The following is a 23,103-nucleotide window of genomic DNA, read 5'->3' on the forward strand; positions in this document are numbered from 1 at the left end:
CTCTCTCAACAGGAGTGCGTCGTCTTGTCGTGACCCGGTACGGCGCGTCTCGTCGGGCTCGTCCCACCGTAGCAACCGGCCCCGGAGCCCGGGGAGACCCCGGTCACCACGCCCGCCGGGCAACCACGCCTCCGGGCAGTTGCGGCCGCGACGGGCGAGGTCCGGCGGACGCGAGCGCGACGGGCGAGGTCCGGCGGGCTCGGGCGCGACCTGCCGGGGCCCGCCCCCGCGCAGGGGAGACCGTCCGGGGCAGGCGGAAGGCCGCCGCGGCTTCACTCCCGCGACGGCCTCGCCCTCTCGCGTCCGTCCGGCGGCCCGGGGCCGTCAGCGGCTCACAGGTACAGGCCGGTGGCGTCCTCCGCGCCCTCCAGGCGCTCCGCCGCCACCGCGTGCAGGTCGCGCTCACGCATCAGCACGTAGGCGATGCCCCGCACCTCCACCTCGGCACGGTCCTCGGGGTCGTACAGGACCCGGTCGCCGGGCTCCACCGTCCGCACGTTCTGACCGACGGCGACGACCTCCGCCCAGGCCAGCCGCCGGCCGACCGCCGCCGTGGCGGGGATGACGATGCCGCCGGTCGACCGCCGCTCACCCTCGGCGATGTCGGTCCGCACCAGCACACGGTCGTGCAGCATGCGGATGGGCAGCTTGTCGTGGGTCTCATGGTCGTTTTTCGGGCTCACGCGCATGACGGTACCTGGCCCGCCACCGCCACCGCGCCCCGACCGCCCCTCCCGCGGCCCCGCACCGCCGGGCACACGCCCGCCACCGCTCCGCGGGCGCGCCGCGCGTGCCCCCACATGCCGCCGGGGGCGCGGAAGGCCTCCGCCTCCCACGCCCCCGGACGTGCCGTCCCCGGGTCCGGCCGCTCAGGACCGGCGGCGGCGCGAGGAGGTGAAGGCCACCAGGCCCACGACCGCCACGGCCGCCACCGCGACCGGAACGATCCGCTCCATGCGGGGCGACCCGTCGGGCGCCGTCAGCTTCGCCCGCATCCCGGACACCGCACGGTTGGCGCTCACATAGGCCTTGCCCGCCGTGCGGTCCGCGACGGCCACGACCTTGGCCTTCGCATCACCGGCGATCGTTTTGGGGTGCAGGCGCACACCGATCTCGTCGAGCGTCACGGCGAGTTCCTGCCGTCGACGGACGATGTCCGCCTCGATCTGCGCAGGGGTCCTGGCATCCGACACCGCGCTGCCTCCGTCGTCCCGCGCCGGTGCGACACGGCGCGTACTCGCTTGTTTTCCTGGTTCGGCTTGCTGGGTTCGCGGACCTCGTGGTTCGCGGCACTGCGGAAGGGACAGTCTGTCAGCTTCCCCGTCACCGCGCCCCACGGCACCCCCGTTCGGCCTGCTCGGTAACCTCGTCGGACACGGCGACCGGAAGGCCGCCACGACCCGGCGGGGTAGGCGCACCTCCCGCACGCCGCGCCTACCCCGCCCGGGCGGGAACACCCCCAGGCCGGACCGGCCCGGTTCCGGCCGGACCAGCGAGGCCGGCCAGCACAGGGCCGGCACGGACAAGGAGCACCATGAGCGAGCGCCTACAGCCCGGCGACGAGGCCCCGGCCTTCACCCTGCCCGACGCGGACGGCCGACCGGTCTCGCTCGCCGACCACCGGGGCCGCAAGGTCATCGTCTACTTCTACCCCGCGGCGCTCACCCCCGGCTGCACCAAGCAGGCCTGCGACTTCACCGACAACCTGGAGCTGCTCGCCGGCCAGGGCTACGACGTCATCGGCGTCTCCCCGGACAAGCCCGAGAAGCTGGCGAAGTTCCGGGAGAAGGAGGAGCTGCGGGTCACGCTGGTCAGCGACCCCGACAAGGAGGTTTTGAGCGCGTACGGGGCGTTCGGCGAGAAGAAGCTGTACGGCAAGACCGTGCAGGGCGTCATCCGCTCCACGGTCGTCGTCGACGAGTCGGGGAAGGTCGAGCGGGCCCTGTACAACGTGAAGGCCACCGGCCACGTCGCGAAGATCATCAAGGATCTGGGGCTCTGAGACCCGGCTCCGTTCGCCTTAGGGGTCCGGATCACGAGTGCACCGACCGTCGCGGGGTACCCGATCCCGACCCCCGAGTGAGGGGGCGGTGACCGTGTGTCGCCGCTCCCGCGGCTCCGCGCCGCAACCCCGGCGTCCACCGGACGCACCACCCTTACCGTTTTGCCCCGCCTTTCCCACCCCGAACAGCTCACGCGGCGTGACGTACGTCGCGTTCTGGCGCGAGAGTGGTTTGAGCCGGGGTGATCCCGCGCAGGCGTCCCCTTCGTACACCCGGGCGTGGCACGACCGCACGCCGACTGACCGAGAGGACCCGACCCGTGGCGACCGGCAGCAGCGACGCGGAGTTCGCTCCAGACACCGACCCCGAGGCTGTCAAGCGACACCGCACCCTTTTCAGAGCCATCGCCCGCCGGAAGAACCCCAGGCTCCGGCGGAGCGACATCACGGTCACGGACGAGGCCTCCGTCAAGCGCGCGGTGAAGGCCGCCGCGCTCGGCAACGCCATGGAGTGGTACGACTTCGGCATCTACAGCTACCTGGCGTCCACCATCGGTGGGGTCTTCTTCCCCTCCGGCAGTGACACCTCGTCCCTGCTGCAGTCCTTCGCCACCTTCGCGGTCGCCTTCCTGGTCCGCCCCTTCGGCGGCATGTTCTTCGGCCCCCTCGGCGACCGGCTGGGCCGCAAGAAGATCCTGGCCATCACCATGATCATGATGGCGATCGGCACCTTCGCCATCGGCCTGATCCCCTCGTACCAGTCGATCGGCTGGTTCGCCCCCGCGCTGCTGGTCCTCTTCCGCCTGGTCCAGGGCTTCTCCACCGGCGGCGAGTACGGCGGCGCCTCCACCTTCATCGCCGAGTACGCGCCCGACCGCAAGCGCGGCTTCTACGGCAGCTTCCTGGAGTTCGGCACCCTCGCCGGTTACGTCGCGGCGGCCGGCCTCGTCGTTATCCTCACCACCTTCTTCGACAACTCGGCGATGACCAGCTGGGGCTGGCGCGTGCCCTTCCTGGTCGCGGGTCCGCTCGGCGCCGTCGGCCTCTACCTGCGACTGCGCCTGGACGAGACCCCCGCCTTCCAGAAGATGGAGAGCGGCAAGGTACGGGCGAGCGACGCGGCCGACGCCGTGGAGACCACGTCCAAGGGCGACCTGCGGAAGATCTTCACCCAGTACTGGCCGATGCTCGTCCTGTGCGTCGCCCTGGTCGGCGCGTACAACATCACCGACTACATGCTGCTGTCGTACATGCCGTCCTACCTCTCCGACGAGCTGGGCTACAGCACCAACCACGGCCTGCTGATCCTGCTGCTGGTGATGGTGCTCCAGATGGTGCTCATCCACTACGTGGGCCGGCTGAGCGACCACTTCGGCCGCAAGCCGCTGCTGATGACGGGCATGCTGGGCTTCCTGGTCCTCTCCGTCCCCTCCTTCCTGCTGATCCGGCAGGGCTCGGTGGTGGCGATCTCCATCGGCCTGGTGATGCTCGGCCTGTCCCTGGTGTGCATGCTGGGAACGATGTCCGCGGCGCTGCCGGCGCTCTTCCCGACCAACGTCCGCTACGGCTCCCTCTCGGTCGGCTACAACGTCTCCACCTCGATCTTCGGTGGCACCACACCCCTGGTCATCACCGCCCTGATCAGCGCCTTCGGCACCAAGCTGATGCCGGCCTACTACGCGGTGGCGGCGGCGGTGGTCGGCGTGATCGCGGTCCTGTGCATGAAGGAGACCGCCAACCAGCCCCTGGAGGGCTCGCCCCCCTCGGTCGAGACCGAGGAGGAGGCGGCCGAGATCGTGCACTCCCAGACCCAGGACCCCAAGTTCTGACCTGACCCGCGCCCTGCCCCACGGCCCCGCCCGCCGGCCCCTTCCGTTTCGGAGGGGGCCGGCGGGTTCTTTCGTGGGCGGTCACGGGTGGGACGGGCCGCGGCGAAGGTGGCGCCGAGCGGACGTTGAGCCGAACGGCGTAACCGACGCGAGGGGCGGTCGTTGAACAGTTCGAGAACGGCACGGATGGTCGTCCCGGTGGGGGCGGCCACTTGGGGGAACCAATGGGAGAAAGCCGCTTCACTTACGCGTTACTGTCCGAAGCCGCCGCACACGCCTCGTCCCTGACCGAAGCGCTGGTACACCTGGGGGTCGACCCGACCAGCCCCACCCGGAAGTACCTGCGCAATCGCCTGCGCAGGCTGGGAGTGGACACCACGCACTTCCAGCGCGAGGGTGACCGCTGGACGCGCGAGGTACTCGAACCCGCCGTCGCCGCGTCGACGTCCATGAACGGGGTCCTGCGACGGCTGGGACTTCCCGTGGTCGGTGGATACCACACCCACATCACCCGGCGCGTCCGCGCCATGGGTATCGACACCTCGCACTTCACGGGACGGGCAGAGCATGTACCGGGTGTCCCCCGGCGTCGCGGACCCGAAGCAGTCCTGGTCGCCCACGGGCCGGAGCGGAGCCGCCGGGCACGTCCCAGTCGGCTGCGGACGGCCCTGCTTGCGCACGGCGTTCCGGAACGCTGCGCCGACTGCGGCATCGGACCTGCGTGGCGAGAGCGCCCGCTGCCACTGGAGGTCGACCACATCGACGGCGACTGGCGCAACAACCTCCCATCCAACCTGCGGTTCCTCTGTCCCAACTGCCACTCCGCCACCGATACCTACCGGGGGCGCGGCAAAAAGCGCCTCGGAGCACAGCGAGCGTCGGAGCAGGGGAGCTTCGGGGGTGGCAGTGACCGGCGGTAGGGAGTACTCGCGGGAGAGGCTTGAGGGCGCCGCCCGCGTCTGCCACAGCATCGACGAGGTCATCGAGCACTTCGGCACGCGGAGGTACAAGCACCTGGAGCGTTACCTGTTGCGGCGGTTCGCCCACTTCGGCATCGACGTCTCACACTTCGAGGCGAGGCGGGAACGAGGTCACCCAGAGCCTGACGCCGACCTGCTGCGGCAGGCCGTGCGGGAGGAGATCTCCATCGCCGCCGTGTTGAGGCGCCTCGGGCTCCCGGAGAGCGGCGGCAGCAGGGCCCGCCTGAGAGCGCTGATCGCCGACCGTGGCCTGAGCACCGCACACTTTCTGGGGCAGGCCCACGGCAAGGTGCGATCCGATCGGCGCAAGAAGCCCGCCGACGACATCCTGGTGCGGCACGACCGACCGCGTCGCACCAGCTCCGCGATGCTCCGCCGAGCACTGGTGGACGTGGGAGTCGCCGAACGATGCGCGGAGTGCGGACTCGGCGAGCAGTGGCGCGGCCGACGGCTCGTGCTGGAGGTGGACCACATCAACGGCGATCCGGCGGATGACCGCCGCCACAACCTGCGCCTTCTCTGCCCCAACTGCCATGCGGTGACAGACACGTGGTGCCGGGGAGGCAGCGTTGCGCGGCGACGGTGACCACGGTGCAGCCGCACACGGTCTAGTACGATGGCCGCAAGCGGCCGTGGCGTAAAGGCAGCCGCGCGGGGCTTAGAACCCCGTGGGAGAAATCCCGTGAGGGTTCGAATCCCTCCGGCCGCACACTTACGTGGGTCCCTCCGTCACGACGACGGCGGGGCCCACTCCGCTTCACCCCACCAACTCCCCCACCACCGGCGCCAGCGCCCGGAAGGCCTTGCCGCGGTGGCTGATGGCGTTCTTCTCGGCGGCCGTGAGCTCGGCGCAGGTGCGGGTCTCGCCCAGGGGCTGGAGGATCGGGTCGTAGCCGAAGCCGTACTCGCCGGCCGGGGCGTGCCGGAGGGTGCCCTCCAGGCTGCCTTCCACCACGCGCTCGGTGCCGTCGGGCAGGGCCAGGGCGGCGGCGCAGGCGAAGCGGGCGGCGCGGTGGTCGTCGTCGATGTCGGAGAGCTGGGCCAGGAGCAGGTCGAGGTTGGCCTGGTCGTCGCCGTGGCGGCCGGCCCAGCGGGCGGAGAAGATGCCGGGGGCGCCGCCCAGGACGTCGACGCAGAGGCCGGAGTCGTCGGCGACGGCGGGGTGGCCGGTCGCCTGCGCCAGGGCGTGGGCCTTCAGGAGGGCGTTCTCGGCGAAGGTGACGCCGGTCTCCTTGACGTCGCCGACCTCCGGGTAGGCGTCCGCCCCGACCAGTTCGTACTCCAGGCCGGCGTCGGCCAGGATGGCGCGGAGCTCGGTGATCTTTCCGGCGTTGCGGGTGGCGAGAATCAGGCGCTTCATGGCGTCGATTATCCCGTCGGGGGGTGGGCGCCCGTGCAGCGCCCCACCAGGCCCGGCGAGGCGGCCGGGCCCGGTGGGCGAGCGGCGGACGGGTGCCGGGGGGAGCCGGGCCGCTCGCCGTGCGATCAGAGCGTCGCGTCGAGGGCGGTGCGCTGGAGGGCGGCGAGGTCGACGCAGCCGGCGGTGGCGAGGTCGAGAAGGGCGTTCAGCTCGTCGCGGTCGAAGGGCTCGGCCTCGGCGGTGCCCTGTACCTCGACGAACCGGCCGTCACCGGTGCAGACGACGTTCATGTCGGTCTCGGCCCGCACGTCCTCCTCGTAGCAGAGGTCGAGCAGGGGGACGCCGCCGACGATGCCGACGCTGACGGCGGAGACGGTGCCGGTCAGCGGCTTCTTGCCGTGCTTGACGAGCTTCTTGTTCTGGGCCCAGGAGATGGCGTCGGCGAGGGCGACGTAGGCGCCGGTGATCGCGGCGGTGCGGGTGCCGCCGTCGGCCTGGAGGACGTCGCAGTCCAGGACGACGGTGTTCTCACCGAGCGCCTTGAAGTCGACGACGGCGCGCAGGGAGCGGCCGATGAGGCGGGAGATCTCGTGGGTGCGTCCGCCGATCTTGCCGCGGACGGACTCGCGGTCGCCGCGGGTGTTGGTGGAGCGCGGCAGCATGGCGTACTCGGCGGTGACCCAGCCCTCGCCGCTGCCCTTGCGCCACCGGGGCACGCCCTCGGTCACCGAGGCGGTGCAGAAGACCTTGGTGTCGCCGAAGGAGACCAGGACCGATCCTTCGGCCTGCTTGCTCCAGCCCCGCTCGATGGTCACGGGGCGGAGTTGCTGGGGGGTTCGGCCGTCGATACGCATGGGGGGAAGCCTATCGGCTGTGCGGGTGGCGCCGGTCGGGCCGGGGGCGGGGCATGGGCGGGGGCCGGTCGGGCCGGGTGGCGCCGGGCCGGCGGTCCGCGACGGCGGGTGCGCCGGGGCGTGCGAAGGCCCCGCGAGCCCGGTGGTGCGTGGGGGCGGCGGGGCCTTGGGCGGCGCGGGGCGCCGGTGGGAGCCGTCAGCTCACATCAGGTCTTCGATCTCGGCGGCGATCGGGTCGGCGTCGGTGCCGATGACGACCTGGATGGCGGTGCCCATCTTGACGACGCCGTGAGCGCCGGCGGCCTTCAGCGCGGCCTCGTCGACCAGGGAGGGGTCCACGACCTCGGTGCGGAGGCGGGTGATGCAGCCCTCGACCTCTTCGATGTTGTCGATACCGCCGAGCCCGGCGACGATCTTCTCAGCCTTGCTGGCCATGTCTGCTCCTGTAGGTCCGGCCGCCGGCTCCCGCCGGTCGGATTTCACACGGTAACGCACGTTCAGCCCAGTTGACCGGGCGTCCGTACGCGAGGTGACGAAGGATGACGACCATCGGGAGAGCGCCGGCGAGGGCACTCAGGTGGTCTACACCACCCAGTATGCGCCCACGCGCCGAATCCCCGTAGGCAGGGTTCGGGTCGTCCGGCCGCCTCACCTGAGGGCGCGGCCCGCGGCGGCCGGCGAGCGGTCGGTGACGGGCCGGCCGAGGACGGAGGGACGCGGATGAGTGCCACGGCGGCGGAGCGTGGCGGGCGTCCCGGCGGGCGGTGGTGGACCGGTCTGTTCGGCGGGCTCCAGAAGATGGGGCGCAGCCTCCAGCTGCCGATCGCGGTGCTGCCGGCGGCGGGCATCCTGAACCGGCTGGGGCAGCCGGACGTCTTCGGCGCCGACGGGCTGGGCTGGAACAGCGTGGCGAAGGTGTTCGCGGGGGCGGGTGGCGGGCTGCTGGACTCGGCGCTGGGGCTGCCGATGCTGTTCTGCGTCGGGGTGGCCATCGGGATGGCGAAGAAGGCGGACGGGTCGACGGCGCTGGCGGCGGTCACCGGGTTCCTGGTGTTCTTCGCGGTGCTGCACCAGTTCCCGCAGCCGTGTCCGGCGGGCTCGCACTTCGGGAGTGCGGGGCTGTGGGGCGGGGTGTGCGTGGACTCGGCGGGGCAGGCCACGCAGGGGCTGTACCAGAACCCGGGGATCTTCGGCGGCATCGTGGTGGGGCTGTGTGCGGCGTTCACCTGGCAGCGGCTGCACCGGGTGAAGCTGGTGGACTGGCTGGGGTTCTTCAACGGGCGGCGGCTGGTGCCGATCGTCATGGCCTTCGTGGGGCTGCTGTTCGCGGCGGCGTGCCTGTGGGTGTGGCCGCCGATCGGTGACGCGCTGACGAGTTTCAGCAGGTGGCTGACGGACCTGGGGTCGATCGGCTCGGGGCTGTTCGGCGTCGCCAACCGGGCGCTGCTGGTGGTGGGGCTGCACCAGTTCCTGAACACCTTCATGTGGTTCCAGTTCGGGAGCTTCACCAAGCCGGACGGGACGGTGGTGCACGGCGACGTCAACCGGTTCCTGGCGGGGGACCCGACGGCCGGGCAGTTCACCACGGGCTTCTTCCCGATCATGATGTTCGCGTTGCCGGCGGCGGCGCTGGCCATCACCCACTGTGCGCGTCCCGGCCGGCGCAAGGAGGTGGGCGGGCTGATGCTCTCGGTGGCCCTCACCTCGTTCGTGACGGGGGTGACGGAGCCGTTGGAGTACTCCTTCCTCTTCGTGGCGCCGCTGCTGTACGTGATTCACGCGGTGCTGACGGGTGTGTCGATGGCGGTGTGCTGGGCGCTGGGGGCGAAGGACGGTTTCAGCTTCTCGGCCGGTCTCATCGACTACGTCATCAACTGGTCCCTGGCGACGAAGCCGTGGCTGCTGCTGCCGGTCGGGGCGTGCTTCGCGGTCCTGTACTACGTGGTGTTCCGGGTGGCGATCACCGTCTTTCGCCTGGCCACGCCGGGGCGGGAGCCGGAGGAGGTCGCCGAGGAGATGGAGCGGGACGTCACCAGGTGAGGTGGCGGGAGTGGCGGGGGTGCCGGGGGCGGTGGTGCTGTGTTCCAGACCACCTGGAACTATGGATTCCTTTGGGTGGCGGCCCCGTGCTAGAAAGGTCTAAACCACTAGTGGTTTAGACCATCATTGGCGGGCGAACCCCTTCCGAGTGCCCGCCTCGCCAGGAGGAATCCGATGAGTACGGCCACCGCCAAGGCCCCCGCGAAGAAGCGGGGCCAGGGCGCGATCAAGGGCATGCAAAAGATCGGGCGCAGTCTCCAGCTGCCCGTCGCCGCCCTGCCCGCCGCGGGCATTCTGAACCGTCTCGGCCAGCCTGACGTCTTCGGCAAGGACGGCCTGGGGTGGAACAAGGTCGCCGAGATCTTCGGCCACGCGGGCGGCGCGCTGTTCGACAACCTCGCCCTGCTGTTCTGCATAGGTGTGGCCATCGGCTTCGCCAAGAAGGCGGACGGCACCACCGCGTTCGCCGCCGTCGTCGGCTTCCTCGTCTACAAGAACGTGCTGACCGGCTTCGTCAGCAACGTGACGGGCAAGCCCGAGGACCCGGGCGTGCTCGGTGGCGTGGTGGTCGGCATCACCGCCGCGGTGCTGTGGGAGAAGTACCACCGCACCCGGCTCCCGGACTGGCTCGGCTTCTTCTCCGGCCGCCGGTTCATCCCGATCCTCATGTCCGGTGTGGGCCTGATCTACGGCGTGGTCTTCGGATACCTGTGGCACCCGATCGGTGACGGCCTGAACTCCTTCGCCGAGTGGCTGTCGGGCAACGGCGCGGTGGGCTCGGGCATCTTCGGCCTGGTCAACCGTCTGCTGATCCCCATCGGCATGCACATGCTGCTGAACTCCTTCGCCTGGTTCCAGTTCGGCACCTTCAACCCGCCCGGTGGCGGCGACGCCGTCCACGGCGACATCGCCCGTTACTTCGCCGGTGACCCGCACGCCGGAATGTTCATGACCGGCTTCTTCCCGATCATGATGTTCGCGCTGCCCGCCGCCGGTCTGGCCATCGCGCACGCCGCCCGCCCCGAGCGCCGCAAGGCCGTGATGGGCATGATGATCTCCGTCGGCCTCACCGCCTTCGTCACGGGTGTGACCGAGCCGATCGAGTTCTCGTTCATGTTCATCGCGCCGGTCCTCTACGGCGTCCACGCGGTGCTGACCGGTGTGTCGATGGCGCTCACCTGGGCGCTGGGCATCCGCTCCGGCTTCACCTTCTCCGGTGGCCTCTTCGACTACCTGCTGGGCTGGAGCCACGGCGAGAAGCAGTGGCTGATCATCCCGATCGGCCTGGTCTTCGCGGTGATCTACTACGTGGTCTTCCGCGTCCTGATCACCAAGCTCAACATCCCGACGCCGGGACGTGAGCCGGAGGACACCATCGACGACGCCGCGGAGGCCGCGGCCGAGGCGGAGCAGAAGGCCGCCCGCCGCGCCAAGCGGGAGAAGGTGCCCGCCCAGGCGAGTGGCGCGGACGCCCCGGCTGCCTCCGCGTCCGGTGCGGCCGACGGCTCGGCCGAGCCGCCCTCCCCCGGCGCCTGACGGTCCGCCCGCCACCACAGGCCGCCCCGGCCGGTACGGCATGAAAAAGCCCCGGAGTCTCATGGACTCCGGGGCTTCCTCATGCCATCACCGGCCGTTCGGGCCGCGGCCCCTGCCTGCGGACCGGGCCGAGAGGCAGTCAGACCTCGTACACGGCACCGGACTTGGCGACCTCCACCGGCCCGTCGAAGGCGGCCTGTGCGTCGCGGAGGCTGGCGTCGGAGTCGGTCCAGGGCGGGATGTGGGTGAGGACCAGGCGGCCGACGCCGGCCCGGGAGGCGTGCTCGCCCGCCTCGCGCCCGTTGAGGTGGAGGTCGGGGATGGCCTCCTTGCCGTCGGTGAACGAGGACTCGCACAGGAACAGGTCGCTGCCCTTGGCCAGCTCGTCCAGCGCCTGGCAGGGGCCGGTGTCGCCGGAGTACGTCAGCGTGCGCCCCGCGTGCTCGATGCGGAAGCCGTACGCGTCGACGGGGTGCTTGACGGGTGCGGCCGTGACGGTGAGCGGGCCGATCCGGAAGGAGCCCGGGGCGAGGGTCTGGAAGTCGAACACCTCGGCGAGGGCGCCCGGGTGGGGCAGGTCACCGTGGGCGGCGGCCAGCCGGCTCTCGGCGCCGGGCGGTGCGTACACCGGCAGCGGCGCGCACCGGCTGCCGTCGGGGCAGTAGTAGCGCACCACGAAGTAGCCGCACAGATCGATGCAGTGGTCGGCGTGGAGGTGGGAGAGGAGGATGGCGTCGAGGTCGTAGAGACCGGTGTGGCGCTGGAGATCGCCGAGGGCGCCGTTGCCCATGTCGATCAGCAGCCTGAAGCCGTCGGCCTCCAGGAGGTAGCTCGAGCAGGACGACTCCGCGGACGGAAACGACCCCGAGCATCCGACGACAGTGAGCTTCATAGGGGGGTGTACCTCCTGGGGCGGGCGGCTGGGCGCCGGCTTCCGGACGGTGCGGCAGCTGCCGCTCGGGGGTGCGGGCCGGTCGCGCGGTGCTCCCGAGCGTAAGGCGCACGGGGGCCGCCGGGTCCTGTGGCGGGGCGAGCTGTGGGCGGAATCACCAGTCCGAGTGGGAGGCGCCGACGGCCTGTTCGTCCGCCCCGTACGCCGTCCCCGCCCATCGCACCAGGTCTCTGCCGCCCGGGCCGGGACGTCCGGTGTCACGGTGGGTACGGGTGGGGCAGGGGGCGGTCCGGGGCGGGAGGGAGAGGTGAGGTGATGACGGTGTCGTGGTGGCCGCTGCTGGCCGTCGCGGTGGGTGTGCTGGCGCTGGTGGCCGCGGTAGTGGACGGCCGGGGGCGCTCCGGCAGGCCCACCCGTGCGCAGCGGCGGGCGGCGCGGGCCCGGGCGCGGACGCCGCGGCCCGGTGAGCCGGAGCCGCCCGGCGGGGGCGGAACGCGGCAGGGCCCCTCCGGGTCCGGTGGCCGTGACGGCTCGGACGGGGAGGGGCCCGTGTGACCTCAGGTGCCGCTCTCCCCCGGTGGCTTCGGTCGGCTCCGGGGGGCGGGTGGTGGCGGGGCCGTCAGGCCCAGAGCTGGCCCTGGAGCGTCTCGATGGCGGCCTCGGTGGTCTCGGCGGTGTAGACGCCGGTCGAGAGGTACTTCCAGCCGCCGTCGGCGACCACGAAGACGATGTCGGCGCTCTGCCCGGCGCGGACCGCCTTCTGGCCCGCGGCGAGGGCGGCGTGCAGGGCGGCGCCGGTGGAGACGCCCGCGAACAGGCCTTCCTCGGCCAGGAGTTCGCGGGTGCGGCGGACCGCGTCGTCGGAGCCGACGGAGAACCGGGTGGTCAGCCGGGACTCGTCGTACAGCTCCGGGACGAAGCCCTCGTCGAGGTTGCGCAGCCCGTAGACGACGTCGTCGTAGCGTGCCTCGGCGGCGATGATCTGGACGTCGGGGACGTGCTCGCGCAGGTAACGGCCGACGCCCATGAGGGTGCCGGTGGTGCCCAGGCCGGCGACGAAGTGGGTCACCGAGGGCAGGTCGGCGAGGATCTCCGGGCCGGTGGTGGCGTAGTGCGCGCCGGCGTTGTCCGGGTTGCCGTACTGGTACAGCATCACCCAGTCGGGGTGCTGGACGGACAGTTCCTTGGCCATGCGGACGGCCGTGTTGGAGCCGCCCTCGGGGGGTGAGGAGATGATCTGGGCGCCCCACATGGCGAGCAGCTGCCGGCGCTCCTCGGAGGTGTTCTCCGGCATGACGCAGACCATGCGGTAGCCCTTGAGCTTGGCCGCCATCGCCAGCGAGATGCCGGTGTTGCCGCTGGTGGGCTCCAGGATGGTGCACCCCGGGGTGAGGCGTCCGTCCTTCTCGGCCTGCTCGATCATGTGCAGGGCCGGGCGGTCCTTGATGGAGCCGGTCGGGTTGCGGTCCTCCAGCTTGGCCCACAGGCGCACGTCCTGCGACGGCGAGAGCCGGGGCAGCCGGACGAGCGGGGTGTTGCCGACCGCGGCGAGCGGGGAGTCGTACCGCATCAGCGCATGCCTGCCGCGTCCGCCGCACCGGATCCGCCGGCGACGGCGGGCAGGATGGTGACGTTGTCGCCGTCGGTGAGCTTGGTGGAGATCCCGTCCAGGAACCGGACGTCCTCGTCGTTGAGGTAGACGTTGACGAAGCGGCGGAGCTGGTCGCCCTCGACGAGGCGGTCGCGGATGCCGGGGTGGCGGCTCTCCAGGTCGGCGAAGAGGTCGGCGAGCGTGTCCCCGCTGCCCTCGACGGACTTCTGCCCGTCGGTGTGGGTGCGGAGGATGGTCGGGATGCGGACCTCGATGGCCATGGTGTGCTCCTGTTCGTCAGGGCGGGGCGGCTGCGTGCGTGGGTGAGCGGTCGCCGTCGGTCGCCTTGGCGCGGGGCCGGGGGCGGCGGGGTCGGGCGGCTGGTGGCGCTCGGGCGGGGCCGGCTGCGCGGCGACGCGGGTCGCGACGGGGACGGGCGGCCGGCACCTGGGGAAGAGGGGCGGCCGGGGCGGCTGCGTCAGCCGCGCGGCGGTCCCTCGTTCAGCGTGGACAGATGGCGCTGGCGAGGCGGCACAGATCGACGTGCAGTCGCGCCACGAGCAGCGCGCCCGGGGTCTTGTCGCTCACGTCCTCGTCAACCATGCGGTCATCGTATCGATTCCCCGTCCGCAGACTGGAAACGCGTCTCAGCGAGCGGACGATCGGTGCACACCTGGTGGGACGGCGGGCGGGTGGGGCCCGTCAGGGCGGGCCCGGCGCGGTCGGCGCTCACACCGGTGGGAGCGCCGGCCGGACCCGTGCCTCAGCCGTAGGACTCCACGATCCGCACGTCCTCCTCGGTGACCTGGCCGTCCACGATGCGGTAGGAGCGGAACTGGAACGGCCCGGCGTCGTCGGTGTCGGCCGTGGAGACCAGGACGTAGTGGGCGCCGGGTTCGTTGGCGTAGCCGATGTCGGTGCGGGAGGGGTAGGCCTCGGTGGCGGTGTGGGAGTGGTAGATCACGACGGGTTCCTCGTCGCGGTCGTCCATCTCCCGGTACAGCTTGAGCAGGTCCGTGGAGTCGAACTCGTAGAACGTGGGCGAGCGGGCCGCGTTCAGCATCGGGATGAACCGCTCGGGGCGGTCGGTGCCGGCCGGTCCGGCGACCACGCCGCAGGCCTCGTCCGGGTGGTCCTGCCGGGCGTGCTCGACGATTGCGTCGCGGAGGGTCCTGGTGAGGGTCAGCATGCGGGAAGGCTAACCCGGGGCGTCCGGGGCCCGGGACGGCCCCCCGCGCACCACCGCCGCCGCCCGGCCCCGGAGGGCGGGCGGCGGCGGTGCGGGCGCGCTGGGGCCGGTGGCCGGGCGCGGCGGGGCTCAGCCCTGCGGGTGCTCCGGGGCGGCGACCGCCTCGGGGCGGGCGGTGGCGAAGGCCTCGGGCGTCCGGCGCTTGATCACCAGGTAGGAGGCGCCGAGGATGACGGCCCACACCGGGGCCGCGTACAGGGAGATCCGGGAGTCCGCGTCGAAGCCCATGAGGACGATCACCAGGGCGATGAAGGCGAGCGAGAAGGCGGACGCCCAGGGGGCGCCGGGTGCCCGGAAGGAGGACTTCGGCAGCTCGCCGCGGTCGGCCTTGGCCCGGTAGCGGATGTGGGAGAGGAGGATGACGATCCAGGCCCACATGCCGGAGATGGTGGCGAAGGAGACGACGTAGTCGAACGCCTTGCCCGGCGCCACGTAGTTGATCACCACGCCGATCAGCATCATGCCCACGGAGACGGCGGTGCCGCGCAGCGGGAGGCCGCGGTCGGTGAGCTTGGTGAAGAACTTCGGGCCCTGGCCGTTGAGGGCGAGGTCGCGCAGCATGCGGCCGGTGGAGTACATGCCGGAGTTCGCGGAGGACAGGGCGGCGGTGAGGACGACGAAGTTCACGATCGCCGCACCCGCCGGCAGCCCGATCTTGGCGAAGGCGGCGACGAAGGGGCTCACCCCGGGCTCGAAGACGGTCCAGCTCACCACGGACAGGATGATGATCAGCGCGCCGACGTAGAACAGGCCGATCCGCCACGGCACGGTGTTGATGGCCTTGGGCAGCACCTTGCGCGGGTTGGTGGCCTCACCGGCGGTGACGCCGACGAGCTCGACGGCGAGGAAGGCGAACATCACGATCTGCAGGGTCATCAGCGTGCCGCCGATGCCGTGCGGGAAGAAACCGCCGTCGGCCCACAGGTGGCTGAAAGAGGCGGTGGGGCCGGCGTCGGAGAACCCGAAGAGGATCACGCCGAGGCCGATGAGGATCATGCCGACGATGGCCGTGACCTTGACCATCGAGAACCAGAACTCCAGCTCGCCGAAGATCTTCACGGAGATCAGGTTGACCACGAAGAGCGCGACGGTGAAGACCAGCGCCGGCAGCCACTGTGGAATGTCGTGGTTCCAGTACCGCACGTAGGTGGAGGCGGCGGTGACCTCGGTGATGCCGGTGACCACCCAGAACAGCCAGTAGGTCCAGCCGGTCACGAATCCCATGAACGGGCCGAGGAACTCGCGGGCGTACTCGGAGAACGATCCCGAGACGGGGCGGTACATGAGCAGCTCGCCCAGCGCCCGCATGATCAGGAAGATGACCACGCCGACCACGGCGTAGGTCAGGATGAGGCTCGGCCCCGCCTTGGATATGGCCAGTCCGGCCCCCAGGAAGAGCCCGGTCCCGATGGCGCCGCCGATGGCGATCATCTGGATCTGCCGGCTGCCCAGCCCGCGCCGGTACCCCTCTTCGGGTGCGGCCTCCGCGGCCCCGTCACCCTCGTGCGTCTCGACCTGCACAGAGGTCATTGATTGCGCCTTTCTCCTACCGATCCGGTCTGTCCAGATCGGTTCTCGATCCCCCCGGACGGAGTTTCCCGCCCACCGACGGTCGGTCGGCTCGGCGCTCCCACAGGTGACAGGGGTGGCGTCACCACGCGGCAGGTCGAGAAGATCTATCACGGCCACTTTGCGGTCGACCAGGGACGTATTTCGAAGTGACGACCCCATAAATATGACAAGTATGGACCAAAAGGGACAGCTTGCCGAGCCGAACCGGTCACGGGGTGATGGGATCGTTATGCGGCGCCGCAGACTTGATGTCCGGAAACCTCCACTTCCGGGAAGCCGGATTTCGCTCACCGGAAATGACTTCACCGGCGTGCCAGGGAAACGGAATTGATCATTCCGATGTCGCCGGAAAGCCGGCGCACCGGCGTCACCGCCCCGGCCGGGCGTCCGGCAAGGCCGGCCCCGGACCTGTGGCCGCCCAGCCACCCGAACACGGACACGCGGGCCCTCAGGCGTCACGGGCCGCTCGGCCCGCCCTCAGGCCGTGAGGGACTCGACGAGTGTCTCCTGGAGGCCGCCCAGCCAGAGGTAGGCGTGGACCATGGGCTTGCGGGGGTCGGAGTCCGGCAGGCGCATCAGCGTGTCGTCCTCCTCGGAGACCTCCAGGCGGGTGCCGATGGCCAGCCTGAGGTCGTTGAGGGCGCCCAGCCACTGGCGGCACAGGTCGGCGTCGAGCCGCAGCACCTCGTCCTCGTCCTCGCGGGCGCTCAGGCCGTCCAGCGAGCCGACCACGGCGAGCAGGTTCTCGCGCTTGCCGGCCCGCAGGTCCGTCTCGGTGTAGCGGCGGAACTCGGCCGCGGCCTCCCGGGTGGCCCGGTCCGCGGGGGCGCCGGGGCCGCCGTAGGCGTCGGGGAAGAGCCGGGCCAGGGCCGGGTCGGCGGGGGGCTCACTGGGGCCTTCGACCATGAGCGCCGCGAGCGGGTCGGCGTCCTGCGCCGGCTCCTCACCGGGGCCGATGAGTTCGAGGAGCTGCACGCTGAGGCTGCGGAGGATGGAGATCTCCACCTCGTCCAGGACGATGGTCGCGCCGCCCTCCGGGCGCGCCTCGAAGTAGCCCGGCATCAGCGGTCCTGCTGGAGGGTGGCCCACAGGCCGTACCCGTGCATCGCCTGCACGTCGCGTTCCATTTCCTCTCGGCTGCCACTGGAGACGATCGCGCGTCCCTTGTGGTGCACGTCCAGCATCAGTTGGTGCGCCTTGTCCTTGGGGTAGCCGAAGTAGCTCTGGAAGACGTAGGCCACGTAGCTCATGAGGTTCACCGGGTCGTTGTGGACCACCGTCACCCACGGGACGTCCGGCTCCGGGACCTCGACCGGCGCCTCCTCGGCTTCGGGCCGCTCGATCTCGATCGGCACACTGAGCGAACTCTGCGGCCACGCTCGGCCATGGACGGGTGACAGATGGGCACTCACGCCCCCCATGCTGCCACCCCGCGTGGCGCGTCGCACAAACCGGCCCGGCGGGCACGTCCCGCCGGCCGGACCGGCCGGGACCACCCGGAGGGCCTGCCGCGCACCGAGCGGGGCCGTGAGGGCGGGCAAAGGACCGGCGGCGGCCCGCCTCGGACCGGGCCGGGACGAGGTGGGGCCCCGGGAACTCCGCGAGGGAAAGCCTCGGCGCGAAGGTGGCCGAAACTGAAATCGTCAGAGTGACGAGTATTCGCGCTACCATCGCACGTATGAACACAGCAGACCTGGGGCTGCCGGTGGAAGTGCCCTCGACCGCGCTCTTCACCGACCAGTACGAGCTCACCATGCTGCAGGCCGCACTGCGGTCGGGGACCGCCGAGCGGGCTTCCGTCTTCGAGGTCTTCACCCGCCGCCTGCCCGAGGCCCGGCGCTACGGCGTGGTGGCCGGAACCGGACGCGTCCTGGACGCGGTGGAGAACTTCCGGTTCGACGCCACCGTCCTGGAGTTCCTGCGCGACCGCGGCATCCTGGACGGGCCGACCCTGGAGTGGCTGGCGGACTTCCGCTTCCGCGGCGACATCTGGGGCTACCCCGAGGGCGAGGTGTACTTCCCCGGCTCCCCCGTCATGCGGGTGGAGGGCACCTTCGCCGAGGCGGTGCTGCTGGAGACCGTCATCCTCTCCATCCTCAACCACGACTCCGCGGTGGCCGCCGCGGCCTCGCGCATGGCGGTGGCGGCCGGCGGCCGGCCGCTGATCGAGATGGGCGCGCGCCGCACCCACGAGCTGGCCGCGGTCGCCGCCTCCCGGGCGGCCTACCTCGGTGGCTTCACCACCACCTCGGACCTGGCAGCGGGCTTCCGCTACAACATCCCGACCGCCGGCACCAGCGCCCACTCCTTCACCCTGCTGCACGACAGCGAGCGGGGCGCCTTCACCGCCCAGGTCGACTCCCTCGGCAGCGGCACGACGCTGCTGGTGGACACCTACGACGTCGCCGAGGCGGTGCGCACCGCCGTGGAGGTGGCCGGCACCGGGCTGGGGGCGGTGCGCATCGACTCCGGTGACCTGCTGCTGCTCGCCCACCGGGTGCGGCAGCAGCTGGACGAGCTGGGCGCCAAGCAGACCCGCATCGTGGTCACCAGCGACCTCGACGAGTACGCCATCGCCTCGCTGGCCGCGGCGCCGGTGGACGCCTACGGGGTCGGCACGCAGCTGGTCACCGGCAGCGGCCACCCCACCGCGTCGATGGTCTACAAGCTCGTGGCGCGGGCCGACGGCACCGACCCGTCGGCGCCGCTGCGGCCGGTCGCCAAGCGCTCCGCCGGGGCGAAGTCCTCCCGGGGCGGCGCCAAGTGGGCCGCCCGCCGCCGGGACGCCGACGGCGTCGCCGAGGCGGAGGTCGTCGGCACCGGCGAGGTCCCCGCCGGCCTGCGCGACCACCTGCTCCAGGTACCGCTGGTCCGGGGCGGCGAGGTCGTGGCGCGGGAGCCGCTGGAGGCCGCCCGGGAGCGGCACATCGCGGCGCGCGCCGGGCTGCCGATGTCCGCGACGCAGCTCTCACGCGGCGAGCCGGTCCTGCCCACCGAGTACGTCTGAGGCCCCGCGTCCCCGGTGCGCCCGCGGCCGGCCCGCGCCGAAGGCCCCCGCCCCGTGCGCCGGGTGTGTCCGGGGCGTGGCCCCCGGGGCCGTCCGGCCGTGGCGCCGCCCCCTCCCGTCCCGGCGAGCCGGTGTCTACCCTTCATTCATGTCGCCGTGTGAGCGCCGTCACCGCCCGGCCTCCCGGGACGCGGACCGGGTCGGGACGGCTCCCCGGGGCGGCGGGGACCGTGAGCGGTTCCGCCTCCGGGCCGCTCCCCCTTCCAGCGGAAAGGCCGCACATGCACCGCGCACTGATCGTCGTGGACGTCCAGAACGACTTCTGTGAGGGCGGCAGCCTCGCGGTCGCGGGCGGGGCGGACGTCGCCGCAGCCGTGACCGAGCTGATCGGACAGGCCGGCGGCACCGGCTACCGGTACGTCGTGGCGACCCGCGACTACCACATCGACCCCGGCGACCACTTCTCGCCCAAGCCCGACTTCGAGCACTCCTGGCCACCGCACTGCGTGGTGGGCACCGAGGGCAGTGGCTTCCACCCCAACCTGGCGCCGGCGCTGACCTCCGGAGCCGTGCAGGCGGTCTTCGACAAGGGCCACTACACGGCGGCCTACAGCGGATTCGAGGGGCGCGACCAGGACGGTGCCGGCCTGGCGCAGTGGCTGCGGGACCGGGAGGTCAGCGAGGTGGACGTGGTGGGGATCGCCACCGACCACTGCGTGCGGGCCACGGCGCTGGACGCGGTGCGTGAGGGGTTCACCACCCGGGTCCTGCTGGACCTGACCGCCGGGGTGGCGCCGCACACCACCGAGCGGGCGCTGGCGGAGCTACGTGAGGCCGGGGCGGAACTCTCGGGGGAGCCAGTCGTCCTGGCCCGCTGACCCGAACCACCGCAACCGCGCGGCCCGGGGTGCCCGCTCGGCCGCCGGGGCGGGCACGGGGCGGGGCAGCCGGGGCCCTGCCGGGCCGGTGGGGACCGTACGGCCGGCCGGGAGGCGGGTGCGGTCCGAGGACCACCAGGTGCCGTCGGCGGCGTGGGCGCGGGCGGCGAGGACCGCGGGGCACCGGGGGGCGGCCGTCTCGGGGCGCAGCAGGTGACGGATGGGGTGCCAGGACTCGGTGTCGTCCTCCGGGCTGGCCCGCCATACCAGGCCGTCGGGGTGGTGCAGGACGGCGCTGACCTCGTCGGGGGTCGGCGGGTGGGTGTTGCCGCGCAGGTAGACCGAGTGCAGGCCCAGGTTCCGCAGCCGGGTCAGGGCCCGCTGCCGGTTCACGGAGTGCACCAGCACCCGCACGCTGTGTTCCCGGCCACCAGGTCTGGGCAGGCTCAGGGCGACCACCACACTCCCTCTCGGGAGCCGGACGAAACCTCCGCCGGGCATGCGCCACTCTCCTCTCCTGAGACTGGGTGTCAACAAGGATCGCTAGAGGCATCTAAACGCCTTTTGGTCGCCGCCCGCTAGGGGGGGGCGACCAAAAGGCTTCTGACCTGCGGCTTTACCGTTTACTTGACTGACGGCCCCACATGGAGGGTGACCGTCGAGCCACTCAGCGGCTCGTCGGTGATCGATATCCGAGTGTTGGTGTCAACAACGCTCACGCCACCCGTGGGGTTCGCCCCGTCCACGTAGACGCCCTTGTGGTCGTCGAAGGTGCCGACCCCCGGGCGGGAGGGGATGCGGATCCTGACCCCGTCCTTGTGGAGGGTGACCGGGTCGGTCCAGTGGTGGGTGAAGGTGGCGTCGAAGGTCTGGAAGCGGTTGCGCATCAGCGTGCCGTCGGCCCAGCGGGTCGCCTTCGGGTGGGAGTCGACCGGCAGCACCAGACCGAGGCCGGGGTGCTCACCGACGTTGTTGTCCGCCTGCGAGGTGTCCCACTTCCACACCAACACGCCGTCCTGGAAGGGGAAGTGCTCGACCTGGTTGGGACGGGTGCTGCTCCAGCCGAAGTTGTAGGGGCCGGTCTGCAGGGTCTTGTCGTAGGAGACGTAGCGGCGGTTCTCCGCGATGTAGTACTGCGGGTAGTCCCGGGTGAAGGAGGAGCCGATCCGGGAGAAGCCCTGCGCGGTCCAACCGGGCTGCGCGCTCTCGGCGTTGTCGCTGAAGACCGGCTTGCCGTCGGCGGTGACGACCAGGTCGTCGGCGGCGAACCCCTTCTGGGCCACCCCGCCGTCGGTCTGGTAGCGGAACCTCAGGTCGATCTTCTTGCCGGCGTACGCGTCGAGCGGGTAGGTCAGGTCCTGGTAGGCGTCGGTGGTGCCGGTCAGCGCGGGGGTGCCGCTGCCGTCACGGGGGATCGCCGTGCCGTTCGCGGTGCCGTCCAGCGCCTGCCAGTCGGCGCCGCCGTCGGTGGAGACCTCGGCGTAGAGGTAGTCGTAGTCCTTCTCGATGTCCCACCAGCCCTTGAGGGAGAGGGCGGCCTTCGAGGCGCCGGTGAGGTCCACGGTGCGGGTCAGGGTGTTCTTCAGGTCGTCGCCCATACCGCTCCACCACTGCTTCTCACCCTCGGCGGGCGGCACGACGGTGGTGGTGACGGCCTTGTCGGGCAGGTTGACGACGAGCGCCTGCGGGTTCCTGGTGTTGTACTCGGCCGCCCCCAGCTTGTGCGTGGAGTTGGTCGCGGCCTTCGCCGTGTCGTAGTTCAGCCAGCCCAGTTGGAGCTTGTCCCAGGCGCTGAGGTCGTCGGGCAGGTCGCCGATGGCGTTCTTCCCGGTGCCGAGCCAGGAGCCGGCGGACATCAGCGACCAGAAGTCGACGGAGGACTCGCCGGTGCCGGAGGTGTCGTACTCGTCGGGCAGGCCCAGGTCGTGGCCGTACTCGTGGGCGAAGACGCCGAGTCCGCCGTTCTCCGGCTGCATGGTGTAGTCGCCGATCCAGATGCCGGTGTCACCGATCTGGGTGCCGCCCATGGGGTTGCCGGCGGGGCCGGTCTTCCCGGCGTCGGTGCCGTAGGCGTACCAGCGGTGCGCCCAGATGGCGTCGTCGCCCTGGACGCCGCCGCCCGCGGACTCGTCCTCGCCGGCGTGGACGATCTGGAAGTGGTCGATGTAGCCGTCCGGCTCGTTGAAGTCGCCGTCGCCGTCGTAGTCGTTGCGGTCCCACTGGTCGTACTGGGCGAGGTCGGCCTTGATCTGCCCGGCGGTGCGGCCCTGGGCCTTCTGGTCGGCCGTCCACTGGTTGACGGCGTCCCGGATGAGGTCCCAGGCGTTGGGGCAGTTGGTGGAGCCGCAGTAGTCGGAGCCGTAACGGGCCTCGTTGTAGGGGACCTTGACCCAGTCGGAGACCTCGCCGTCGACCGAGTAGCGCCCGGAGGACTGCTTCTCGTAGTACTTGGCCAGCGACTCCTTCTTCTTGTCGTGCGAGAAGTAGAGGTCCTGGTAGTGCCGGCTGTCGAAGTCCTTCTGCCAGTCGGTGCTGTTGTCGGTGCGTCGGTCGGGCTCGGCTATCTGGTTGTGCGCGGGGCCGGCCGTGCCGCCGTACTTCTTCACCGGCGGCTGCGGACCGCTGCCGTCCGGGTCGTACATGGTGGTGTCGTCGACCTTGTCGCCGAACTCGGCCAGGATCGTGAAGATCTTGTCCGTCTTCTCCCGGGCCAGCTCGACGTACTTGCCCTTGCCGAGCCTGACGACGTCCGAGCCGTCCCGGCGGGTCGCCTTGGCGCGTCCGGAGAGGACCTCCGAGAGGGCCTGCTTGCGCTGCGCGGTCCGGGTGTCGGTGAACGGGCCCTTGAGGTCGTGGTCCACGCTGCGGGCCTCGGGGGCCGGGTCGCCGCCGGCAGCGGTGTGCCGCGATGAGGGGGTCGCGGCCCCCGCCTGCGCCGCCCCCGCCGACAGCGTCACCGCAACCGTGGCGGCGATGGCCGTCACGAGAGCGGGGCCTGCGAACATCCGTCTCTGCACCTTCACTTGACGTCGTCCTCCCCTGACTCGCACCTGTGGTGAAGGGCATTCGACCGTAAAGAGAACGGAAAAGACAGATCTTGACTGGCACATGATCAACCAGTACGTTCACTTGCCCTTAAACGCGAGGATTTCGCCCACCTGCCTGCGGTTCGCCCCGCCCCGGCCCCCTCGGCCGGTCCCCGGGGCCGCGACCCCTGCGCCCCCTCGTGCCTCCCCTCACCGCCGCCCGGGCGCTTACCGGTGACGGCTCGCGGGCAGGAACGCCCGCGGGGCGTCGCGCGGCACGGTGTCCG

The 23,103-nt window shown here is 71.5% G+C and carries 23 protein-coding genes, 1 tRNA gene, 1 pseudogene and 1 riboswitch; of the genes and pseudogenes, 10 read left to right on the forward strand and 15 right to left on the reverse strand.

All coding sequences use genetic code 11. The features are described from left to right. Window positions 1-13 precede the first annotated feature (13 nt). Window positions 14-81: riboswitch (guanidine-III (ykkC-III) riboswitch) on the reverse strand. Window positions 82-332: 251 nt separating this feature from the next. Together ACFV3R_RS04190 and ACFV3R_RS04195 are read right to left on the reverse strand one after the other, a co-directional pair. Then, window positions 333-689, reverse strand: a complete 357-nt coding sequence (locus ACFV3R_RS04190; protein WP_385575158.1) for a GroES family chaperonin — start codon at window positions 687-689, stop codon at window positions 333-335. Window positions 690-869: 180 nt separating this feature from the next. After that, window positions 870-1,193: a DUF3618 domain-containing protein gene (locus ACFV3R_RS04195; protein WP_385575161.1), complete on the reverse strand. Its 324-nt coding sequence runs from the start codon at window positions 1,191-1,193 to the stop codon at window positions 870-872. Window positions 1,194-1,534: 341 nt separating this feature from the next. On the opposite strand from ACFV3R_RS04195, the gene bcp reads away from it, so the two are divergent. From bcp to ACFV3R_RS04220, 5 genes are all read left to right on the forward strand, one after another. Beyond that, window positions 1,535-2,002 (forward strand): thioredoxin-dependent thiol peroxidase, encoded by a 468-nt coding sequence (gene bcp / locus ACFV3R_RS04200; RefSeq protein WP_385575165.1) that lies wholly within the window; start codon window positions 1,535-1,537, stop codon window positions 2,000-2,002. Window positions 2,003-2,322: 320 nt separating this feature from the next. Then, window positions 2,323-3,831, forward strand: coding sequence for a glycine betaine/L-proline transporter ProP (proP, locus tag ACFV3R_RS04205; RefSeq protein WP_385575168.1), 1,509 nt, complete (start codon window positions 2,323-2,325; stop codon window positions 3,829-3,831). A 224-nt stretch (window positions 3,832-4,055) separates the two neighbouring features. Further along, window positions 4,056-4,751, forward strand: a complete 696-nt coding sequence (locus ACFV3R_RS04210) for an HNH endonuclease signature motif containing protein (protein ID WP_385575173.1) — start codon at window positions 4,056-4,058, stop codon at window positions 4,749-4,751. Next, window positions 4,732-5,397 (forward strand): HNH endonuclease signature motif containing protein, encoded by a 666-nt coding sequence (locus tag ACFV3R_RS04215; protein WP_385575176.1) that lies wholly within the window; start codon window positions 4,732-4,734, stop codon window positions 5,395-5,397. The genes ACFV3R_RS04210 and ACFV3R_RS04215 overlap by 20 nt, the downstream gene beginning before the upstream one ends. A 40-nt stretch (window positions 5,398-5,437) precedes the next feature. Continuing rightward, window positions 5,438-5,520 (forward strand) — tRNA-Leu (locus ACFV3R_RS04220). Window positions 5,521-5,568: 48 nt separating this feature from the next. On the opposite strand, the gene rdgB is transcribed toward ACFV3R_RS04220, so the two are convergent. The 3 genes from rdgB to ACFV3R_RS04235 all read right to left on the reverse strand — a co-directional run bounded on the left by rdgB (window position 5,569) and on the right by ACFV3R_RS04235 (window position 7,460). Next, window positions 5,569-6,171 carry an RdgB/HAM1 family non-canonical purine NTP pyrophosphatase gene (gene rdgB, locus ACFV3R_RS04225; protein WP_385575179.1) on the reverse strand — a complete coding sequence of 201 codons (603 nt, stop codon included), beginning with the start codon at window positions 6,169-6,171 and terminating at the stop codon, window positions 5,569-5,571. 125 nt (window positions 6,172-6,296) lie between these two features. Further along, a complete protein-coding gene (gene rph, locus ACFV3R_RS04230; RefSeq protein ID WP_385575183.1) occupies window positions 6,297-7,025 on the reverse strand; it encodes a ribonuclease PH in 729 nt (242 codons plus the stop codon). Between the two features lie 201 nt (window positions 7,026-7,226). Further along, a complete protein-coding gene (locus ACFV3R_RS04235) occupies window positions 7,227-7,460 on the reverse strand; it encodes a glucose PTS transporter subunit EIIB (protein WP_385575187.1) in 234 nt (77 codons plus the stop codon). Window positions 7,461-7,745: 285 nt separating this feature from the next. On the opposite strand from ACFV3R_RS04235, the gene ACFV3R_RS04240 reads away from it, so the two are divergent. Both ACFV3R_RS04240 and ACFV3R_RS04245 read left to right on the forward strand, forming a co-directional pair. Further along, window positions 7,746-9,065 (forward strand): PTS transporter subunit EIIC, encoded by a 1,320-nt coding sequence (locus ACFV3R_RS04240; protein WP_385575190.1) that lies wholly within the window; start codon window positions 7,746-7,748, stop codon window positions 9,063-9,065. A 174-nt stretch (window positions 9,066-9,239) separates the two neighbouring features. Beyond that, window positions 9,240-10,601 (forward strand): PTS transporter subunit EIIC, encoded by a 1,362-nt coding sequence (locus tag ACFV3R_RS04245; protein ID WP_385575193.1) that lies wholly within the window; start codon window positions 9,240-9,242, stop codon window positions 10,599-10,601. A 139-nt stretch (window positions 10,602-10,740) separates the two neighbouring features. Here ACFV3R_RS04245 and ACFV3R_RS04250 read toward each other — a convergent pair whose 3' ends face one another. Continuing rightward, the gene (locus ACFV3R_RS04250) at window positions 10,741-11,493 is read right to left on the reverse strand and encodes an MBL fold metallo-hydrolase (protein WP_385575197.1); all 753 of its coding nucleotides are present in this window, start codon (window positions 11,491-11,493) and stop codon (window positions 10,741-10,743) included. 315 nt (window positions 11,494-11,808) lie between these two features. On the opposite strand from ACFV3R_RS04250, the gene ACFV3R_RS04255 reads away from it, so the two are divergent. Beyond that, on the forward strand, window positions 11,809-12,048 hold the full coding sequence (locus tag ACFV3R_RS04255) for a hypothetical protein (protein ID WP_385575201.1): 240 nt from the start codon (window positions 11,809-11,811) through the stop codon (window positions 12,046-12,048). Window positions 12,049-12,112: 64 nt separating this feature from the next. On the opposite strand, the gene ACFV3R_RS04260 is transcribed toward ACFV3R_RS04255, so the two are convergent. The 7 genes from ACFV3R_RS04260 to clpS all read right to left on the reverse strand — a co-directional run bounded on the left by ACFV3R_RS04260 (window position 12,113) and on the right by clpS (window position 17,260). Further along, the gene (locus ACFV3R_RS04260) at window positions 12,113-13,063 is read right to left on the reverse strand and encodes a PLP-dependent cysteine synthase family protein (protein WP_385575204.1); all 951 of its coding nucleotides are present in this window, start codon (window positions 13,061-13,063) and stop codon (window positions 12,113-12,115) included. Continuing rightward, a complete protein-coding gene (locus tag ACFV3R_RS04265) occupies window positions 13,063-13,365 on the reverse strand; it encodes a MoaD/ThiS family protein (RefSeq protein WP_385575207.1) in 303 nt (100 codons plus the stop codon). The genes ACFV3R_RS04260 and ACFV3R_RS04265 overlap by 1 nt, the downstream gene beginning before the upstream one ends. Before the next feature lie 220 nt (window positions 13,366-13,585). Further along, the gene (locus ACFV3R_RS04270; protein WP_385575212.1) at window positions 13,586-13,687 is read right to left on the reverse strand and encodes a putative leader peptide; all 102 of its coding nucleotides are present in this window, start codon (window positions 13,685-13,687) and stop codon (window positions 13,586-13,588) included. Window positions 13,688-13,847: 160 nt separating this feature from the next. Beyond that, complete coding sequence (locus ACFV3R_RS04275; protein WP_385575215.1) at window positions 13,848-14,273, reverse strand: Mov34/MPN/PAD-1 family protein; 426 nt, start codon at window positions 14,271-14,273, stop codon at window positions 13,848-13,850. A 129-nt stretch (window positions 14,274-14,402) separates the two neighbouring features. Further along, a complete protein-coding gene (locus ACFV3R_RS04280; RefSeq protein ID WP_385575218.1) occupies window positions 14,403-15,863 on the reverse strand; it encodes an amino acid permease in 1,461 nt (486 codons plus the stop codon). 519 nt (window positions 15,864-16,382) lie between these two features. Beyond that, window positions 16,383-16,967 (reverse strand): DUF2017 domain-containing protein, encoded by a 585-nt coding sequence (locus tag ACFV3R_RS04285; RefSeq protein WP_385575221.1) that lies wholly within the window; start codon window positions 16,965-16,967, stop codon window positions 16,383-16,385. After that, window positions 16,967-17,260 (reverse strand): ATP-dependent Clp protease adapter ClpS, encoded by a 294-nt coding sequence (gene clpS, locus ACFV3R_RS04290; RefSeq protein WP_385575501.1) that lies wholly within the window; start codon window positions 17,258-17,260, stop codon window positions 16,967-16,969. Before clpS ends, ACFV3R_RS04285 begins: the two co-directional genes overlap by 1 nt. 323 nt (window positions 17,261-17,583) lie before the next feature. Between clpS and ACFV3R_RS04295 the strand changes: the two genes are divergently transcribed. Both ACFV3R_RS04295 and ACFV3R_RS04300 read left to right on the forward strand, forming a co-directional pair. Continuing rightward, entirely contained in the window at window positions 17,584-18,912 is a 1,329-nt protein-coding gene (locus tag ACFV3R_RS04295) for a nicotinate phosphoribosyltransferase (protein WP_385575225.1), read from the forward strand. Window positions 18,913-19,193: 281 nt separating this feature from the next. Next, entirely contained in the window at window positions 19,194-19,790 is a 597-nt protein-coding gene (locus ACFV3R_RS04300; RefSeq protein ID WP_385575229.1) for an isochorismatase family protein, read from the forward strand. A 195-nt stretch (window positions 19,791-19,985) separates the two neighbouring features. On the opposite strand, the pseudogene ACFV3R_RS04305 reads toward ACFV3R_RS04300, so the two are convergent. After that, window positions 19,986-20,291, reverse strand: a pseudogene (locus tag ACFV3R_RS04305) (hypothetical protein); the annotation flags it as partial. A gap of 122 nt (window positions 20,292-20,413) precedes the next feature. Then, window positions 20,414-22,795, reverse strand: coding sequence for an immune inhibitor A domain-containing protein (locus ACFV3R_RS04310; RefSeq protein ID WP_385575233.1), 2,382 nt, complete (start codon window positions 22,793-22,795; stop codon window positions 20,414-20,416). Window positions 22,796-23,103: the final 308 nt, after the last annotated feature.

Source organism: Streptomyces sp. NPDC059740 (assembly GCF_042733155.1).
In the GTDB taxonomy this organism is placed as follows: domain Bacteria; phylum Actinomycetota; class Actinomycetes; order Streptomycetales; family Streptomycetaceae; genus Streptomyces.

What these genes read in the sequence shown, in the direction of transcription:
- ACFV3R_RS04190 (WP_385575158.1), bottom strand. Translation starts at nt 689, where the DNA reads ATGCGCGTGAGCCCGAAAAACGACCATGAGACCCACGACAAGCTGCCC.
- bcp (WP_385575165.1), top strand. Translation starts at nt 1,535, where the DNA reads ATGAGCGAGCGCCTACAGCCCGGCGACGAGGCCCCGGCCTTCACCCTG.
- ACFV3R_RS04210 (WP_385575173.1), top strand. Translation starts at nt 4,056, where the DNA reads ATGGGAGAAAGCCGCTTCACTTACGCGTTACTGTCCGAAGCCGCCGCA.
- rdgB (WP_385575179.1), bottom strand. Translation starts at nt 6,171, where the DNA reads ATGAAGCGCCTGATTCTCGCCACCCGCAACGCCGGAAAGATCACCGAG.
- rph (WP_385575183.1), bottom strand. Translation starts at nt 7,025, where the DNA reads ATGCGTATCGACGGCCGAACCCCCCAGCAACTCCGCCCCGTGACCATC.
- ACFV3R_RS04235 (WP_385575187.1), bottom strand. Translation starts at nt 7,460, where the DNA reads ATGGCCAGCAAGGCTGAGAAGATCGTCGCCGGGCTCGGCGGTATCGAC.
- ACFV3R_RS04240 (WP_385575190.1), top strand. Translation starts at nt 7,746, where the DNA reads ATGAGTGCCACGGCGGCGGAGCGTGGCGGGCGTCCCGGCGGGCGGTGG.
- ACFV3R_RS04245 (WP_385575193.1), top strand. Translation starts at nt 9,240, where the DNA reads ATGAGTACGGCCACCGCCAAGGCCCCCGCGAAGAAGCGGGGCCAGGGC.
- ACFV3R_RS04250 (WP_385575197.1), bottom strand. Translation starts at nt 11,493, where the DNA reads ATGAAGCTCACTGTCGTCGGATGCTCGGGGTCGTTTCCGTCCGCGGAG.
- ACFV3R_RS04255 (WP_385575201.1), top strand. Translation starts at nt 11,809, where the DNA reads ATGACGGTGTCGTGGTGGCCGCTGCTGGCCGTCGCGGTGGGTGTGCTG.
- ACFV3R_RS04260 (WP_385575204.1), bottom strand. Translation starts at nt 13,063, where the DNA reads ATGCGGTACGACTCCCCGCTCGCCGCGGTCGGCAACACCCCGCTCGTC.
- ACFV3R_RS04265 (WP_385575207.1), bottom strand. Translation starts at nt 13,365, where the DNA reads ATGGCCATCGAGGTCCGCATCCCGACCATCCTCCGCACCCACACCGAC.
- ACFV3R_RS04270 (WP_385575212.1), bottom strand. Translation starts at nt 13,687, where the DNA reads ATGGTTGACGAGGACGTGAGCGACAAGACCCCGGGCGCGCTGCTCGTG.
- ACFV3R_RS04275 (WP_385575215.1), bottom strand. Translation starts at nt 14,273, where the DNA reads ATGCTGACCCTCACCAGGACCCTCCGCGACGCAATCGTCGAGCACGCC.
- ACFV3R_RS04280 (WP_385575218.1), bottom strand. Translation starts at nt 15,863, where the DNA reads ATGACCTCTGTGCAGGTCGAGACGCACGAGGGTGACGGGGCCGCGGAG.
- ACFV3R_RS04285 (WP_385575221.1), bottom strand. Translation starts at nt 16,967, where the DNA reads ATGCCGGGCTACTTCGAGGCGCGCCCGGAGGGCGGCGCGACCATCGTC.
- ACFV3R_RS04295 (WP_385575225.1), top strand. Translation starts at nt 17,584, where the DNA reads ATGAACACAGCAGACCTGGGGCTGCCGGTGGAAGTGCCCTCGACCGCG.
- ACFV3R_RS04300 (WP_385575229.1), top strand. Translation starts at nt 19,194, where the DNA reads ATGCACCGCGCACTGATCGTCGTGGACGTCCAGAACGACTTCTGTGAG.
- ACFV3R_RS04310 (WP_385575233.1), bottom strand. Translation starts at nt 22,795, where the DNA reads ATGTTCGCAGGCCCCGCTCTCGTGACGGCCATCGCCGCCACGGTTGCG.